The organism is Streptomyces silvae, assembly GCF_016745505.1.
Classification (GTDB): Bacteria; Actinomycetota; Actinomycetes; order Streptomycetales; family Streptomycetaceae; genus Streptomyces; species Streptomyces silvae.
The window spans coordinates 62,891-78,187 of record NZ_JAERUC010000134.1; the positions used below are offsets into that span (position 1 = coordinate 62,891).

Annotated in this window: 14 protein-coding genes; 4 read left to right on the forward strand and 10 right to left on the reverse strand. The window is 74.0% G+C overall.

From position 1 onward, the window contains the following. Positions 1-44: 44 nt before the first annotated feature. Positions 45-1,442 carry an FAD-binding oxidoreductase gene (locus tag JKV81_RS20245; RefSeq protein WP_129261783.1) on the forward strand — a complete coding sequence of 466 codons (1,398 nt, stop codon included), beginning with the start codon at positions 45-47 and terminating at the stop codon, positions 1,440-1,442. 103 nt (positions 1,443-1,545) lie between these two features. Then, positions 1,546-3,174: a PucR family transcriptional regulator gene (locus JKV81_RS20250; protein ID WP_202077051.1), complete on the forward strand. Its 1,629-nt coding sequence runs from the start codon at positions 1,546-1,548 to the stop codon at positions 3,172-3,174. Between the two features lie 4 nt (positions 3,175-3,178). Here the strand turns inward: JKV81_RS20250 and JKV81_RS20255 are convergent, their stop codons facing one another. The 5 genes from JKV81_RS20255 to JKV81_RS20275 all read right to left on the reverse strand — a co-directional run bounded on the left by JKV81_RS20255 (position 3,179) and on the right by JKV81_RS20275 (position 8,318). After that, complete coding sequence (locus JKV81_RS20255; RefSeq protein ID WP_202077053.1) at positions 3,179-4,258, reverse strand: glycosyltransferase family 4 protein; 1,080 nt, start codon at positions 4,256-4,258, stop codon at positions 3,179-3,181. A 185-nt stretch (positions 4,259-4,443) separates the two neighbouring features. Further along, positions 4,444-6,189: a DNA repair protein RecN gene (recN, locus tag JKV81_RS20260; protein WP_202077054.1), complete on the reverse strand. Its 1,746-nt coding sequence runs from the start codon at positions 6,187-6,189 to the stop codon at positions 4,444-4,446. Between the two features lie 83 nt (positions 6,190-6,272). Continuing rightward, positions 6,273-7,196, reverse strand: coding sequence for an NAD kinase (locus JKV81_RS20265; RefSeq protein WP_129261791.1), 924 nt, complete (start codon positions 7,194-7,196; stop codon positions 6,273-6,275). Then, the gene (locus JKV81_RS20270; RefSeq protein ID WP_124279484.1) at positions 7,193-8,008 is read right to left on the reverse strand and encodes a TlyA family RNA methyltransferase; all 816 of its coding nucleotides are present in this window, start codon (positions 8,006-8,008) and stop codon (positions 7,193-7,195) included. Before JKV81_RS20270 ends, JKV81_RS20265 begins: the two co-directional genes overlap by 4 nt. A gap of 7 nt (positions 8,009-8,015) precedes the next feature. Continuing rightward, the gene (locus JKV81_RS20275) at positions 8,016-8,318 is read right to left on the reverse strand and encodes a hypothetical protein (RefSeq protein WP_129261793.1); all 303 of its coding nucleotides are present in this window, start codon (positions 8,316-8,318) and stop codon (positions 8,016-8,018) included. 42 nt (positions 8,319-8,360) lie between these two features. Between JKV81_RS20275 and JKV81_RS20280 the strand changes: the two genes are divergently transcribed. Then, positions 8,361-8,708: an alkyl sulfatase C-terminal domain-containing protein gene (locus tag JKV81_RS20280; RefSeq protein WP_129261795.1), complete on the forward strand. Its 348-nt coding sequence runs from the start codon at positions 8,361-8,363 to the stop codon at positions 8,706-8,708. A gap of 12 nt (positions 8,709-8,720) precedes the next feature. Here JKV81_RS20280 and JKV81_RS20285 read toward each other — a convergent pair whose 3' ends face one another. The 4 genes from JKV81_RS20285 to JKV81_RS20300 form a co-directional block, all read right to left on the reverse strand. Continuing rightward, complete coding sequence (locus tag JKV81_RS20285; protein ID WP_099177871.1) at positions 8,721-9,524, reverse strand: ABC transporter ATP-binding protein; 804 nt, start codon at positions 9,522-9,524, stop codon at positions 8,721-8,723. A gap of 47 nt (positions 9,525-9,571) precedes the next feature. Continuing rightward, positions 9,572-10,591, reverse strand: coding sequence for a FecCD family ABC transporter permease (locus tag JKV81_RS20290; protein ID WP_124279822.1), 1,020 nt, complete (start codon positions 10,589-10,591; stop codon positions 9,572-9,574). A gap of 89 nt (positions 10,592-10,680) precedes the next feature. Continuing rightward, positions 10,681-11,748 carry a FecCD family ABC transporter permease gene (locus JKV81_RS20295; protein WP_187281974.1) on the reverse strand — a complete coding sequence of 356 codons (1,068 nt, stop codon included), beginning with the start codon at positions 11,746-11,748 and terminating at the stop codon, positions 10,681-10,683. Between the two features lie 51 nt (positions 11,749-11,799). After that, on the reverse strand, positions 11,800-12,828 hold the full coding sequence (locus JKV81_RS20300; protein ID WP_202077056.1) for an HAD-IIA family hydrolase: 1,029 nt from the start codon (positions 12,826-12,828) through the stop codon (positions 11,800-11,802). 72 nt (positions 12,829-12,900) lie between these two features. Here JKV81_RS20300 and JKV81_RS20305 point away from each other — a divergent pair, with 72 nt between their 5' ends. Then, complete coding sequence (locus tag JKV81_RS20305; protein WP_202077058.1) at positions 12,901-14,181, forward strand: DUF1015 domain-containing protein; 1,281 nt, start codon at positions 12,901-12,903, stop codon at positions 14,179-14,181. Positions 14,182-14,282: 101 nt separating this feature from the next. Here JKV81_RS20305 and JKV81_RS20310 read toward each other — a convergent pair whose 3' ends face one another. Continuing rightward, complete coding sequence (locus JKV81_RS20310) at positions 14,283-15,032, reverse strand: tetratricopeptide repeat protein (protein ID WP_202077063.1); 750 nt, start codon at positions 15,030-15,032, stop codon at positions 14,283-14,285. Between the last annotated feature and the right edge of the window lie 265 nt (positions 15,033-15,297).

Sequence of the window (15,297 nt, forward strand, 5' to 3'; positions counted from 1 at the left end):
CCTACCATGGAAGGGAACTGTCACGCCCTGCGAAGGGGGTCGTCATGACGACCCGCACCCCTGCGGCGGAGGCCGTTCCAGCGGCCTTCCGCGCCGAGTTCACCGGTGAGACGTACGTCCCGGGCGACCCGGGTTACGACGAGGCCCGCACCGTCTTCAACAGCATGATCGACCGCAGACCCGCGGTGATCGCCCGGTGCGCCTCCGCGGCCGATGTGGCCCGGGCGCTGCGGCTCGCACGCGAACAGGACCTGGAGGTCGCCGTACGCGGCGGCGGGCACAGCGTGGCGGGCATGGCGCTGAGCGAGGGCGGCCTGGTGATCGACCTGAGCCGCATGAGCACCGTGGAGGTCGACCCGGACGCCCGGTCGGCCCGGGTCGGCGGCGGAGCCGTCATGAGTGATCTGGACCGGGCCACCCAGCCGTACGCCCTGGCGACCACGGGCGGCCGGGTCTCCACCACCGGTGTCGGCGGCTTCACGCTGGGCGGCGGCTCCGGATGGCTGGAGCGGGCCTTCGGCCTGGCCTGTGACAATCTGCTGGCCGCCGACGTGGTGACGGCCGACGGGCGGACCGTGCGCGCGAGCGCGGACGAGAACCCGGAGCTGTTCTGGGCCCTGCACGGCGGCGGCGGCAACTTCGGTGTGGTGACCTCCCTGACCCTTCGGCTGCACGATCTGCCGGTGATGAGCATCGCGCTGCTCCTGTTCCGCCCGGAGAACGGCCCGGAAGCGGTCCGTACGTACCGGGACGTGCTGGAGTCCGCCCCGGACGCGGCGGGCGGTGCCTGCATCTACATCACCGGGCCGCCCGAGGAGTGGGTGCCCGAGGCCCTGGTGGGCCGGCTCGTGTGCGGGGTCCTGATGACGTACGCCGGCCCGGTGGCGGAGCTGCGCGACCTCGCGGCGCCCCTGCTGGCGCTGGAGCGCGAGGCGGACGTGATCACGGAGATTCCGTACGCGGACCTCCAGTGCATGCTCGACGACCCGCCCGGCATGCGGAACTACTGGTCGGCGGAGTATCTGGACGGCCTGCCCGACGAGGCCGTGTCCGCCTACTGCGCCGGCGCCGCCACGATGCCCGTCCCCTCGGCCACCCAGCACGTGCTGTTCCCGATGGGCGGGGCGGTGGCCCGGGGCTCCGCCGACTACCCGCTGCCCTGGCGCTCCTCCCCCTGGGCCGTGCATCCGTTCGGCGTCTGGGAGGACGAGGCGGACGACGACCGGGTCAGGGAGTGGGTGCGCCGGGTGCGCGCCGCGGTCATGCCGTGGGCGAGCGGCGCGGTGTATCTCAACTTCATCGGCCGGGAGGGCCAGGAGCGGGTGGTCTCCGGCTTCGGCGAGGACGCCTACGAACGGCTGTCCCGCGTCAAGGCGGAATACGACCCGGACAACGTGTTCCATCTGAACCACAACGTCAAGCCGGCCGTGGCCGTGGTGTGACGTGCCCGGGCGGGTGCCGGTAACTTCCTGACGGGGGCGCTCCGCGTCCCTCGCAGACACGGCACGAGCGCGGACGCGCGGACACGGAAGCAGGCCTGAGCGGGTGGAGACAGAGGGCGGGATCACCGTGCGGCGGGCGCTGGAGCTGCCGGGGCTGCGCGGAGGGGTCCCGGAGGTACTGACCTGCGCGGACCGGCTGGACCGTGCGGTGCGCTGGGTGCACGCCGGTGAGGCGCCGAACATCCCGGCCCTCCTCAAGGGCGGGGAGCTGCTGCTCACGACGGGGCTCGGCCTGGGTTCGCGCCCCGCCGACCAGCGCGCCTTCGTCCGCAAGCTGGCCGACCGTGGCATCGCCGCCCTGGTCGTGGAGCTCGGCCCGCGCTTCGACCGGCTTCCCGCGGCGATCGTGGAGGCGGCCAGGACGGCGGGGCTGCCGCTCGTCCAGCTGCACCGTGAGGTGCCGTTCGTGGCGGTGACCGAGGAGATCCACACCGAGATCGTCAACGGCCACTACGCCCTGCTCCAGCGGGCGGAGGAGGTCCACCGGCGCTGCACGGAGGCCGTGCTCGGCGGTGGCGGGGTGCCGCAGGTCCTGGGGATCCTGGCGGACTTCGCCGCGAACCCGGTGTTCCTGGAGACTCCGGACGGCCGGCTGCTGTTCGCCGCGGGGACCGGGACGGGGCCGGTGGGCGCCGATCCGCTCCAGGTCTGGGAGGGGCTGCGCGGGGCCCGTGCGGCCCGTGAGGAGCCACCGGCCGGCGCGGTCCTGGTGGAGGTGCCGGGCGGCGGCCTCGGGGCCGGTTCCGTACGGGCCCGGCTGGTGCTGCTGGCGGTGTCGGGCCCGCTGCTGACGGTGCACCGGATGGCGGCGGAGCGGGCGGCGGGGATCCTGGCGGTCGTGCTGATGCAGGCCCGCCAGGAGGACGAGGTGGCGGCGCGGGGGCGCGGTGACTTCCTCACGGATCTCGCGGAGGGCCGGGTCGCCCCCGAGGACGCCCCCGCGCAGGCCGGTGTCCTGGGCTTCAGGCCGGGCGGGGATCCGCTGCTGCCGGTGGTGATGCGGCTCGCGCCCGAGTCGGCCCCGTCGGGCAGCTGGGCGCTGCTGGCGCGCGCCGTGGCGGAGGAACTCGCGGCGGTGGGCGCCCCGGTGCTGGTGGGGGTACGCCCGGTGGAGGGAAGGGTCCCGCTGCTGCTGGCGCTGCGTCCGGGGACCACGCGCACGGCGCTCGCGGACCGGGTGGCGGCCGCGCTGCGGACCGGCGCCGGGCGGGCCGGGCTGGAGCGGGCCGGGGACCGTGCGCCACTCGTCGTGGTGGTCGGGGCCGCCGGTGACTGGGCGGCGGCGGGTGCGGGGCTGCGGCACGCGGCGGACGCGGCGACGGCCGCGCAGGGGCTCGGGGAGCGTCCCTGGTACGACGCGCGCGGCCTGGACATCGATCTGCTGCTGTGGCGGCTGCGGGACCATCCGGATCTGGCGTCCTTCGTGGACCGGGCGATCGGGCCGCTGCGCGAGCACGACAGGACGTCGCGTCCCGCGCTGCTGCCCACGCTGGAGGCGTACCTCGCCCACGCGGGCCGCAAGGCGGAGGCCGCACGGGAACTGCATCTGAACCGGCAGACCCTCTACAACCGGCTGGCCCGCATCGGCGAGCTGCTCGGCACCGATCTGGACGACCCGCGGTCGGTGCTGGCCCTGAGCCTCGCGCTGCGGGCCCGCCGCCACACCCGCTGAGGGATCAGCCGCGGGCGGCCGTCAGGGGCTGGGCCAACTCGTCGTAGACGGAGAGCACATGGGCGATCGTGTCGTCCTCGGTCGGCCAGCCCGCGGCCCGTTCGCGCCCGGAGCCGGCGAGCTGCTCGCGCCGTGCGGGGTCACCGAGCAGCCGTACGACGGCTCCGGACAGCGCCTCGGCGTCCCCGTACGGAACGAGCTCGGCCGCGTCGCCGACCAGTTCGGGCAGGCCGTCGGCGCGGGCGGCGACCAGCGGGATGCCGAGCCGCAGGGCTTCCTGGGCGAGCAGCGGCCCGGCCTCGCCGCGTCCGGAGAGTACGGCGATGTCGGCGGCGGCGAGGAGCCCGCCGATGTCCTCCGGGCCGCCCGCGAGGACGACGGGCAGTCCCTCCGCGGCGATCCGGCGCCGCAGGGCGCCGGCCCGGGGCCCCTCCCCCGCGACGGCCAGCAGCGGCACGGGGTCCAGTGCCCGCCATCCGCGCGCCGCGTCCAGCAGGGTCTCGTGGCCGTGCTGCGCCACCGACACCAGCAACGGCCTTCCGACCGCGCCCAGTTCGGCGCGTGCCTTGCCGTCGTCGGGGGCGTCGGGGAAACGGCTCGCGGGGACCGCGGCCGGTGCGAGCCGGGCGTCCCGGGCGCCCCGGCGGCGCGCCCGGTCGACCAGCTCCCACGAGGTGCCGAGCACGATGGCGGCCGCGCGGGCGGCCCTGCGCTCCAGCAGCCGCAGCAGCCGGCCGCGGGCGCCGTCGGCATGGGTGCGGGTGTGCCAGGTCACGACCAGCGGGATGCCCCGGCCGCTGAGCGCGATCCCGGCGCGTACGGCGGCGTGCAGCCCGTGGGCGTGGACGATGTCCGCGCCGGTGCAGGCGGTACGGAGGGCGGCGACGGCCGCGGGGTCGCTGCGGCGGGGCACCGCGACGAAGCGGGCGCCCGTCGCGGGCAGGCCGTGCTCGCGGCAGGAGCCGGCCGGGGCGCAGACGGTGACCTGGACGCCTCTGGCGACCAGTCCCGCGGCGAGCGAGCTGACATGAGCGCTGCTTCCGGCACCGCCGCCCAGGACTTGGACCGTACGCAGCTGTGACACGTTGATTGGCTCCCGGGGATCCCTGGATCCCGAGTCGGTGGTGAGTACAGCGCCAAGGATGCCAGTCCGTACGTGCGTTCCGGGACTGACGAAACGTTGTTCCCCTCGTCGCGTCGGCGACGGGACGGCCCGCCCCACCCGTTCGAGTGAGGCGGGCGACATGAAGCTGACGCCGGTGGGGGCTGCTACCCGTCCGTCCGCGCGGTCGCCAGCAGTTCCTCGGCGTGCGCCCGGGCGGTCTCGGAGTCCTCCTGCCCGGCGAGCATCCGGGAGAGCTCCCGCACCCGGTCCTCGCCTTCGAGGACGGTGACACCGCTCCTGGTCACCGATCCGTCCACGGTCTTCTCGACCAGCAGCTGCCGGTCGGCGAAGGCCGCCACCTGCGGGAGGTGGGTGACCACGACGACCTGCGCGGACCGGGCGAGCTTCGCCAGCCGCCGGCCGACCTCGACGGCCGCCTTGCCGCCGACGCCCGCGTCGACCTCGTCGAAGAGGTACGTCGGCACGGGGTCCGAGCCCGCGAAGACCACCTCGACGGCGAGCATCACCCGGGACAGCTCACCGCCGGAGGCGCCCTTGGCGATCGGCCGGGGCTGGGCGCCGGGGTGCGGTGCCAGCAGGAGTTCCACCTCGTCGGCGCCGGAGGGGCCGTAGAGGACGCTCCGGCCGCCGATGTCGATGCCGGACTCCTCGTCCGGCGCCTCGGTCTGCCGGATGGCGAAGGAGACCCGGGCGTGCGGCATCGCGAGGGAGGCCAGCTCCTCCGTGACGGCCGCCGCGAAGCGGTCCGCCGCCTCCGTGCGCGCGTCGGTCAGCTGCTGCCCGAGGGCGGAGAGCTCACCGCGGAGCGCGTCGCGCTCGGCCGTCAGCTCTCCGATGCGGTCGTCGTCGCCCTCCAGCTCGGTCAGCCGGGAGGCGCCGTCCTCGGCCCAGGCGAGCACGGCGGTGATGTCCTCGCCGTACTTGCGGGTGAGGGCGGTGAGCGCGGCACGCCGCTCCTCCACCGCGGCGAGCCGCAGCGGGTCGGCGTCCAGCTGGTCGGCGTATCCGGCGAGCTCCCCGGCCACGTCGGAGAGCAGGATCGAGATCTCCCCGATCCGGTCGGCGAGCGCGGCCAGCGCGGGGTCGTGGGCCCGTACGGCGTCCAGGGACTGCCCGGCGGCCGCCACCACCGTGGTGGCGTCCACGCCTTCCGGGTCCTCCGGATTCCCCGCGAGCGCCGTGTGGGCGAGGGCGGCAGCCGAGGCGAGCGCCTCCGCGTGCCCCAGCCGCTCGGCCTCCGCGGCGAGTTCGGTGTCCTCCCCGGGCAGCGGCTCCACGGCGGCGACCTCTTCGAGGCCGAAGCGCAGCAGATCCGCCTCCTGGGCGCGCTCCCTGGCCCGGGTGGTCAGCTCGTCGAGCTCGGTGACGACCGCGCGCAGCCGCCGGTAGGCCGCCGCGTACGCCGTGTGCGGGCGCTCGACGCCGGAGCCCGCGTACCGGTCGAGCGCCTGGCGCTGCCGTGCGGGCTTGAGCAGCCCCTGCTGGTCGGTCTGGCCGTGCACGGCGACGAGGTCGTCGGCGAGCTCGGCGAGCACCCCCACGGGCACGGATCTGCCCCCGAGATGGGCCCGGGAACGTCCTTCCGCCGAGACGGTACGGCTGACGATCAGCGCGCCGTCCTCGATCTCTCCCCCGGCCTCCTCGGCGCGCAGCGCCGCCGCGTCACCGGGGGACACCGTGATCCGCCCCTCGACGACCGCGGCCTTGGCCCCGACCCGCACCAGGGCGGGGTCGGCGCGCCCGCCGAGCAGCAGCCCGAGGCTGGTGACGACCATGGTCTTGCCCGCGCCGGTCTCGCCCGTCACCGCGGTGAAACCGGGTGACAGCTCCACCACCGCGTCGTCGATGACTCCGAGCGACCGTATCCGCATCTCCTCCAACACGGACATGACCTTACGAGGTCCGGGGCCCGGTGTGCGACGGGCCCCGGTGGCGGATTCACTCAGGAGGGTGTGAGCAGCGGCCCCGCGGATCAGTGCGGGGCGCCCCGCCAGCCCTGCACGGGCAGGGCGAACTTGGCCACCAGCCGGTCGGTGAACGACGCCTGGTGCAGCCGCGCGAGCCGTACGGGCACGGCGCCGCGCCGCACCTCCACCCGGGCCCCGGCGGGCAGCTCGACGGTCCTGCGCCCGTCGCACCAGAGCACCCCGTGCGGGGTGTGCGGCTGGACCTCCACGGCCAGCACCGAGTCGGGCGAGGTCACCAGCGGCTTCGCGAACAGCGCGTGGGCGCTGATCGGGACCATCAGCAGGGCCTCGACCTCCGGCCAGACCACGGGGCCGCCCGCCGAGAAGGCGTACGCGGTCGAGCCGGTCGGGGTGGCGCAGACGATCCCGTCGCATCCGAAGCCGGTCACCGGCCGGCCGTCGATCTCCAGGACGACCTCCAGCATCCGCTCGGGCGAGACCTTCTGGACGGCGGCCTCGTTGAGCGCCCAGTCGGTGTGCACGATGTCGCCGTTGCTGTGGACGATGACGTCGAGCGTCATCCGCTCCTCGACCTGGTACGCCCGGGTGACGACCCGGTCGACGACCTTGTCCAGATCGTCACGCTCGGCCTCGGCGAGGAACCCGACCCGCCCGAGGTTGACCCCGAGCATCGGTACGCCGGAGGCGCGGGAGATCTCCGCCCCGCGCAGCAGCGTCCCGTCGCCGCCGAGCACGATCAGCAGTTCGCAGCCGTCCACGGCCGCGGTCGTCGCGTCCGGCACGGTGACCACGGACGAGGGCAGCGGCAGGTCCTGCGCCTCCGCGGCCAGCGCCCGGACGCCGAGGCCGTTCCGCAGCAGGCCCTGGACGACGAGTTCGGCGCTGCGGATCGCGGCCGGGCGGCCGGTGTGCGCCAGCAGGAAGACGGTGCGTTCCGCGTTCCCTGGTTGTGCCGCATGCGTTGTCAACGGGGCCCCTCCGCCACTGCGCGGTCGACATCCGCGGGATCCAGCTCAGGTGCGCCGGCCCGCAGCCACAGAAAGTACTCGACATTTCCCGACGGGCCGGGCAGCGGGCTCGCGGTGACGCCCTGGACACCGAGGCCGAGCAGACCGGCCCGGCGCGCCACTTCCCGTACGGCTTCGGCACGCAGCTCGGGGCTGCGGACCACTCCGCCGCTGCCGAGGCGCTCCTTGCCCACCTCGAACTGCGGCTTGACCATCAGCACCAGGTCGGCGTCGGGGGCGGCGCAGCGGGCGAGTGCCGGCAGCACCAGGCCGAGCGGGATGAACGACAGGTCTCCCACCACCAGGTCCACCGGCTCTCCGTCGATCTGCTCCACCGTCAACTCCCGTACGTTGGTACGGTCCTTGACGGTGACGCGTTCATCGGACTGCAGCGACCAGGCGAGCTGCCCGTAGCCGACGTCGACCGCCACGACCTGGCGGGCGCCGGCCCGCAGCAGCACATCGGTGAAGCCACCGGTCGACGCCCCGGCGTCCAGTGCCCGCCGCCCCTCGACCTTCAGGCCCAGGGGCGCGAAGGCGGCGAGGGCGCCCGCGAGTTTGTGCCCGCCGCGCGAGACGTACTCGGGGTCGTCGTCGTCCTTGACGACGACGACGGCGGCGCTGGTCTCGACCTGGGTGGCCGGCTTGGTCGCGGTGTTCCCGCCGACGGTCACCCGCCCCGCAGCGATCAGCTGGCTCGCGTGCTCGCGAGAGCGGGCGAGCTTACGGCGTACCAGCTCGGCGTCGAGGCGGCGGCGTGCCACTCCTGCCACGTTCGGTTCAGCTCCTGTTGTCGTGCGCGGGCGTCGGTGCGGGTGCGGGCCGTGCGTCCAGCGCGGTCAGTTCGTCACGCAGCCCACGGTGTACATCCTCGTACACCTCGGTGTGGCCGTCGGCCGCGAGGTGGTCGGCGTCGGCCAGCCGCTCCAGCCGCGCGTCGACCCCGGCGTGCCCCGTGGGGGTGCGTGTCACTCCGAGGGGTGCGGGCGGGACGGGGTCGAAGGAGGGCGCGGGCGGTGCCGCGTCCGTTTCGTCCGTCCCGTCGTGCTGCGCCGTGTCCGGCCCCGGCATCCAGTCGCTCATGCGGGAACGCTACCCCGAAGGGCCGGTGTACCGTCGGTGACGATGGCGACCATGGCGGAGTGCCGCAGCGCACTCGACACACTTTCCGACAATCTGGCCGGGGCCGACGGCGACGTACGCGGCGCCGCCGGCCTCGACCGCTCGCTGAGCTGCCACATCAGGGATCTCGACGTGACGTTCACCGGGCGGCTGGAGAACGGCCGGATCCGGGTGCTGGACACGTACGACGGCCCACCCCGGGAGAAGGCCGAGATCCGGCTCGCGATGACCGGGGACGATCTGGTCGCCATGGTCGCCGGCGAGCTGAACTTCGCGAAGGCCTGGGCGTCCGGCCGGGTGCGGCTGGAGGCCGGCTTCCGCGATCTGCTGAAGCTCAAGTCGCTCCTGTAGCGGGCCGGCGGCTCAGACGGAGGCCGCCACGCGCCTCTTGCGGGCGGCGGGCACGACGAGCGGCGTTCCCGTCTCGGGGTCGTCGATGACCTGGCACCGCATCCCGAAGACCTCCTCCACGAGCTGCGCGGTGACGATGTCACCGGGCGCGCCCTCGGCGATGACCGCACCGTCACGCAGGGCGATGAGGTGGGTGGCGTACCGGGCGGCGTGATTGAGGTCGTGGAGCACGGCGACGAGGGTGCGCCCCTGGGTCTCGTGCAGTTCCGCGCAGAGGTCGAGCACGTCGATCTGGTGCTGGATGTCGAGGTACGTCGTCGGCTCGTCGAGCAGCAGGAGCGGGGTCTGCTGGGCGAGGGCCATGGCGATCCAGACGCGCTGGCGCTGGCCGCCGGAGAGTTCGTCGACGTAACGGTCGGCGAGCTCACCGACGCCGGTCGACTCCATGGACTCCTTCACGATCCGCTCGTCCTCGGGCGACCACTGGCGCAGCAGCCCCTGGTGGGGGTAGCGGCCGCGGGAGACGAGGTCGGCGACGGTGATGCCGTCGGGGGCTATGGAGGACTGGGGCAGCAGGCCCAGTGTCCTGGCGACCTTCTTCGCGGGCAGCCGGTGGATGGACTGCCCGTCCAGCAGGACGTCCCCGCTGTCCGGCTTCAGCATCCGGGAGAGGGCGCGCAGCAGGGTCGACTTGCCGCAGGCGTTGGGGCCGACGATCACCGTGAAGGAGTTGTCCGGGATCTCGACGGAGAGGTTCTCGGCGATGATCCGCTGGTCGTAGCCGAGGGTCACCGAGTCCGCGGTGAGGCGCTGCATGGTCGTACTCCCGGAGTCTGTGGGGATGGTCTGCGAGGTGCCCGTTCTCATATGCGTCCCGCCCTGCGCTCGGACACGAGGAGCCACAGCAGGTAGCAGCCGCCGAGTACGCCGGTGACGACGCCGACCGGGAGCTGGCGGTCCCCGAAGGCGTTCATGGCGGTCCAGTCGGCGACGAGCAGCAGGGCCGCTCCGGTGGCGGCGGCGGCCGCCAGGTTGGGTCCGGGGGCCCGGGTGAGGCGGCGGGCGACCTGCGGCGCGCTGAGCGAGACGAAGACGATGGGCCCCGCGGCGGCGGTGGCGACGGCGACGAGCAGCACGGCGGAGCTCAGCAGGGTGAGCCGGGTGCGTTCCACCCGTACGCCCAGGGAGTGGGCGGCGTCGTCGCCCATCTCGATCATGCGCAGGTCCCGGCCGTGGCCGAGGGCCAGCGGGATCAGGACGCAGCAGACCGCGAGCAGCGGCCAGACCTGCGCCCAGTCCCGGCCGTCCAGCGAGCCGGTCATCCAGACGACGGCGCGGGTGGCGTCGACGAGGTTGGCCTTGGTGATCAGGTAGTGGGTGACGGCGGTGAGCATCGCGGCGGCGCCGATGCCGACGAGCACGAGCCGGTAGCCGTGCACCCCCCGCTTCCAGGCCAGCAGGTAGACGGCGACCCCCGTGAGCAGACCGCCGGCCACGGCACCCGCGGCGACCTCGGTGGGCCCGCCGTGGAAGAGCACGATGACGGTGAGGGCGCCGACCGCGGAGCCCTGGCCGAAGCCGAGGACGTCCGGGCTGCCGAGCGGGTTGCGGGAGACGCTCTGGAAGACGGCGCCGCCGACGCCGAGCGCGGCGCCGACGAGCAGCCCGACCAGGACCCTCGGCAGCCGGAGTTCGGTGACGATGAACTCCTGCTGGAAGGTGCCGTTCCCGAAGAGCGTGGTGACGACCTGCCCGGGTGACATGGCGTAGTCGCCGCTGCCGATGAGCACCACGGCGGCGAAGACCGCCGCCGCGACGAGCAGCGCGATCACGGCGAACGCCCGTGCGTCCACCCGGAAGGAGAACCCGCCGGCCGTCCGCACGGCGTGGACGGTCCGGGTGGTGTCCCGGTCCCGTGCGGCCTTCTTCGGGGTCGCCTGCGTCGCCTTCTCGGTGGTGTCCTGTGCGGCCTTCACAGCTGGGCCATCCTCTTACGCCGTACGAGATGGATGAAGACGGGCCCGCCGAGCAGCGCGGTGACGATGCCGACCTGGAGCTCGGCGGGACGCGCGACGACTCTGCCGACCACGTCGGCGCCGAGCAGCAGCACGGGCGCGAGCACGGCCGCGTAGGGCAGGATCCACCGCAGGTCCGGGCCGGTGAGGGTGCGGACCAGGTGCGGGATCATCAGCCCGATGAAGACGATGGGCCCGCAGGCGGCGGTCGCGGCCCCGCAGAGCAGGGTGACGGCCACCATCGCGAGGACGCGGGTGCGGGTCAGGTGCGCGCCGAGCGCCTTGGCCGTGTCGTCGCCCATCTCCAGCGCGTTGAGCGGGCGGGCGATGAGCAGGGCCAGCACCACACCGGCGGCGATGAACGGCCACACCTTGCCGACGGTCTCCGTGTTCGCGGAGGCCAGCGACCCCACGGTCCAGAAGCGCAGCCGGTCCAGGGCCGCCGCGTCCAGCAGCTGTACGGCGTTGACGTAGCCGAACAGCGCCGCGGTGACCGCCGTACCGGCGAGCGCCAGCCGCACGGGGTTCGCGGACCGGCTCCCGCCGAGCAGGTACACCGCGACGGACACGACCGCGGCGCCGCCGAACGCGAACCAGACATATCCGGTCAGCGAGGTGACGCCGAGAAAGGTGATGGCGGAGACGACGGCCGCGGCCGCGCCCGCGTTGACGCCCAGCAGGCCGGGCTCGGCGAGCGGGTTGCGGGTCAGCGCCTGCATCACCGCACCGGCCAGGCCCAGGGCCGCCCCGACGATCAGCCCCAGCACGGTGCGCGGGACCCGCACATCCCGTACGAGGACGTCGCCGTTGCCGCCCGAGTAGTGGAACAGGCCGTGCCACACCTCGGAGAGGGGAAGGGATTTGGCGCCGATCGCGACACTCGCGAGGCACACCAGCACCAGCACGCCCACGGCGACCAGCAGGCCCGCGGCGCGTATCGCATGGCGCCCGGGGCGCGCGCCGGTGCCCGTGCCCGGCGCGGCCGGGGGGCCGGAACTCGATTCAGGGGGACTCTCGACCAACACCTGGTTAGGTTAGCCTATCCTCCTGTCATCTCAACTTTCCGCGGCCCGTCGCTACAGGCCCAGCGCGGCCACGGCCTTCTCCCCGTCCAGCCCGCACGAACCGTCCCCGGCGTGCGTCCACGCGGCTCCGCACAGGGCCCGCAGCCCGTCGATCGGGTCGCCCTCACCTCCGAGCACCAGCGCTTCGCCGCGCACCGAGGCCGTCCAGCCGCCGCAGCGGAAGCCGCCGTCCTCCTCCGTCACCTCGGGCTGGCCCGTGAGCAGCCCCCGCAGGTCCCGGTCCACGTAGGTCGGGCGGTACTTGGGTTCGGCCGCGACCAGCTGCGCCGCGTCGGTCACCCCGGTGAGGACGAGCAGGGAGTCCACGCCACCGTTGAACGCGCCCTCGATGTCCGTGTCCAGCCGGTCCCCGACGACCAGCGGCCGCTTCGCCCCGGTCCGCAGCACGGTCTCCCGGTGCATCGGCGGCAGCGGCTTGCCCGCGACCTGCGGCTCGGCACCGGTGGCGATCCGTACGACCTCCACCGCCGCGCCGTTGCCCGGAGCGATGCCCCGGGCGCCCGGGATCGTCAGGTCGGTGTTGGAGGCGAACCAGACGGCCCCGCGCGAGATCGCATACGCCGCCTCCGCGAACCGGCCCCAGGGCAGATCGGGCCCGCCGAACCCCTGCGCCACGGCGACCGGATCGTCGTCCGCCGACTCCACCGGCTCCAGCCCGCGCTCACGCAGCGCGACCCGCAGCCCCTCCCCGCCGACGACGAGCACCTTGGCCCCGGACGGCAGCTGATCCGACATCAGCCGGGCCACCGCCTGCGCCGAGGTGATCACATCGGCCGGGTCGGCGGGCACCCCGAGCTCCGTCAGGTGCTCGGCCACCGCGTCCGGCGTGCGCAGCGCGTTGTTCGTCACGTACGCCAGATGCATACCGCCCGCACGCGCGGTGGTCAGCGACTCGACGGCGTGCGCGATCGCGTGCCCCCCTGCGTACACCACCCCGTCGAGGTCGAGCAGCGCCGTGTCGTACGCCTCGCTCAGCGCCGTACCGCTTCCGAGCGGCCGGGACCTGTCCTGCTGGCTCATATACCTGTGCTCCTCTTTCCATGCCTCTCCCCCGATCATCGCGCATCACCGCAGCGCACATACGATGCCCTGATGAACACATCCGGGCCCGCCCTCGGCCGGGGACTGCGGCTGATCCCCTTCCGTGGACTGCGGTACGTCCCCGAACGGGTCGGCAGTCTGGCCGCGGTGACCTCACCGCCGTACGACGTGGTCGTGCGGCCGGACGGGCTGCACCACCTGGAGTCCGCGGACCCGCACAACATCGTGCGGCTGATCCTCCCGCAGGCCGGCACGGCCGCCGCACGCCACCGGCAGGCAGCCGACACCCTGAAGCGCTGGCTCGCGGAGGGCGTCCTCGCCCCGGACCCGGTACCCGTGCTCTACGTCTACGAGCAGCGGGCCGGCGACATCCTGCAGCGCGGGGTGATCGGGGCCCTGGCGCTCTCCCCCGCCTCGGAGGGCGTGGTGCTGCCGCACGAGGACGTCATGGCCGATGTCGTGGAGGACCGCGCCGACCTGATGCGCACGGTCGGCGCCCACCTCGAACCCCTGCTCCTGAGCTACGCGGGGGACGGCGGGCGGAGCGGTACGACGGCGGTCATCGAGCGGGTGGTGGAGCGCGTGCCGCTCCTCACCACGACGACCGAGGACGGTTTCAGCCATCGTCTCTGGGCCGTCACCGATCCCGAGGAGCAGGCGGAGATCGAGTCCGACCTCTCCCACCACCAGGCCCTGATCGCCGACGGCCACCACCGCTGGGCGACGTATCTGCGGCTCCAGCAGGAGCAGTCCGGGCCCGGCCCCTGGGACTTCGGTCTCGTCCTGCTCGTCGACACCGCCCGTTATCCGCTGCGGGTCCGCGCCATCCACCGGCTGCTGCACCGCCTTCCGGTCGAGCGGGCGCTCGGCGCCCTCGACGGCGGGTTCCGCGTCCGGCCGGTCGACGGGCCCCTGGACCGGGCGCTCGACGCCCTCGCGGAGGCCGCCGAGGAGAGCAACGCCTTCCTGCTCGCGGGCGACGGCCGGTTCCACCTGGCCGACCGGCCGGACGGGGAGCTGCTGGCGCGCACGGTCCGCGCGGACCGGCCGGCGGCCTGGCGTGCGCTGGACGCGACCGTGCTGCACTCCACGCTCCTGGACGATGTGTGGGGCATCCCGGACACCCCCGAGGAGATCGCCTACATCCACGACGCGGCAGCGGCGGTCGAACAGGCCGAACGGCACGGAGCCACGGCGGTACTGATGCACCCCGTACGCGAGGACGTGGTGCGGGACCTGGCCCGGCAGGGCGTCACGATGCCCCGCAAGTCGACCTCGTTCGGCCCCAAGCCGGCCACGGGTCTTGTGCTGCGGAGCCTGGGCGTCGACTGAGTCCGGGCGGGCGAGGGCTACGGCCGGACGCAACGCAGAAGAGGGCGGCACCCACCGGGTGCCGCCCTCTTCCTCTGTCCCTACCGCATCAGCGGCGAGGCTCAGCCCTTCGCGGGCCCGTCCTCGTCGTCGTCATCCTCGTCGTCCTGGTCCTCGTCGTCGTCCGCAGCCGGGGCCGGGGCCTCCGTGGCCCGCTCCTCGACGTGGGCCGGCTCGGCGGGGTGCTCGTCGTCGCCGAGCGCGTCGACGAATTCGACACCGTCGAGTTCGGCGAGCCGGTCGGACGCGTCGGTCGCACCGTCCTTGTCGGCTTCCAGGGCCTTGCCGAACCACTCACGGGCCTCGTCCTCGCGGCCGGCTTCCAGGAGCGCGTCGGCGTAGGCGTACCGCAGACGCGGCGTCCACGAGTGCACGGCGCTGGAGGCGAGCTCGGGGCTCTGCAGCGTCACGATCGCAGCATCGATCTGCCCCATGTCCCTGCGGGCGCCCGCAGCGACCAGACGCATCTCGACCTGCCCGGCCTTGTCCAGCTTCTGCACCTCGGGCTCGCCGGCCATGGCCATGGCGCGCTCGGGGCGGCCCAGTCCACGCTCGCAGTCGGCCATGACGGGCCACAGGTCCACGGAACCGGTCATCCGGCGCGAGGCACGGAACTCCGCCAGCGCCTCCGCGTACTTCTGGGTGGCGTACGCGGCGAAGCCCGCGGCCTCCCGCACCGCGGCGACCCTCGACGCCAGCCGAAGGGCGATGCGCGAGTACGCGTACGCCTGCTCGGGGTCCTCGTCGATCAGACGGGCGACCATGACGAGGTTCCGTGCGACATCCTCGGCGAGGGTCTTCGGCAGGCTCATCAGCTCCTGCCGGACATCCTTGTCGATCTCGTCACCGGTGACGTCGTCCGGAATGGGGAGCCGCTTGATCGGCTCACGGTCCCGGTCGTCACGCCCCTGGTAGCCCCCGCGGTCGTCCCGCTGGCCGCCACGGTAGCCACCGCGGTCGCCGCCCCGGTCGTTGTCACGACGCGGACCACGGTCCCGGTCGCGGCCACGGTCGTCGCGGCGGAAGCCGCCACCGCTGCTGGGGCGGTCGTCGTCGCGACGCGGCCCGCGCGGCCGG

What these genes read in the sequence shown, in the direction of transcription:
- JKV81_RS20245 (WP_129261783.1), top strand. Translation starts at nt 45, where the DNA reads ATGACGACCCGCACCCCTGCGGCGGAGGCCGTTCCAGCGGCCTTCCGC.
- recN (WP_202077054.1), bottom strand. Translation starts at nt 6,189, where the DNA reads ATGTCCGTGTTGGAGGAGATGCGGATACGGTCGCTCGGAGTCATCGAC.
- JKV81_RS20275 (WP_129261793.1), bottom strand. Translation starts at nt 8,318, where the DNA reads ATGAGCGACTGGATGCCGGGGCCGGACACGGCGCAGCACGACGGGACG.
- JKV81_RS20280 (WP_129261795.1), top strand. Translation starts at nt 8,361, where the DNA reads ATGGCGACCATGGCGGAGTGCCGCAGCGCACTCGACACACTTTCCGAC.
- JKV81_RS20285 (WP_099177871.1), bottom strand. Translation starts at nt 9,524, where the DNA reads ATGCAGCGCCTCACCGCGGACTCGGTGACCCTCGGCTACGACCAGCGG.
- JKV81_RS20300 (WP_202077056.1), bottom strand. Translation starts at nt 12,828, where the DNA reads ATGAGCCAGCAGGACAGGTCCCGGCCGCTCGGAAGCGGTACGGCGCTG.
- JKV81_RS20305 (WP_202077058.1), top strand. Translation starts at nt 12,901, where the DNA reads ATGAACACATCCGGGCCCGCCCTCGGCCGGGGACTGCGGCTGATCCCC.
- JKV81_RS20310 (WP_202077063.1), bottom strand. Translation starts at nt 15,032, where the DNA reads ATGAGCCTGCCGAAGACCCTCGCCGAGGATGTCGCACGGAACCTCGTC.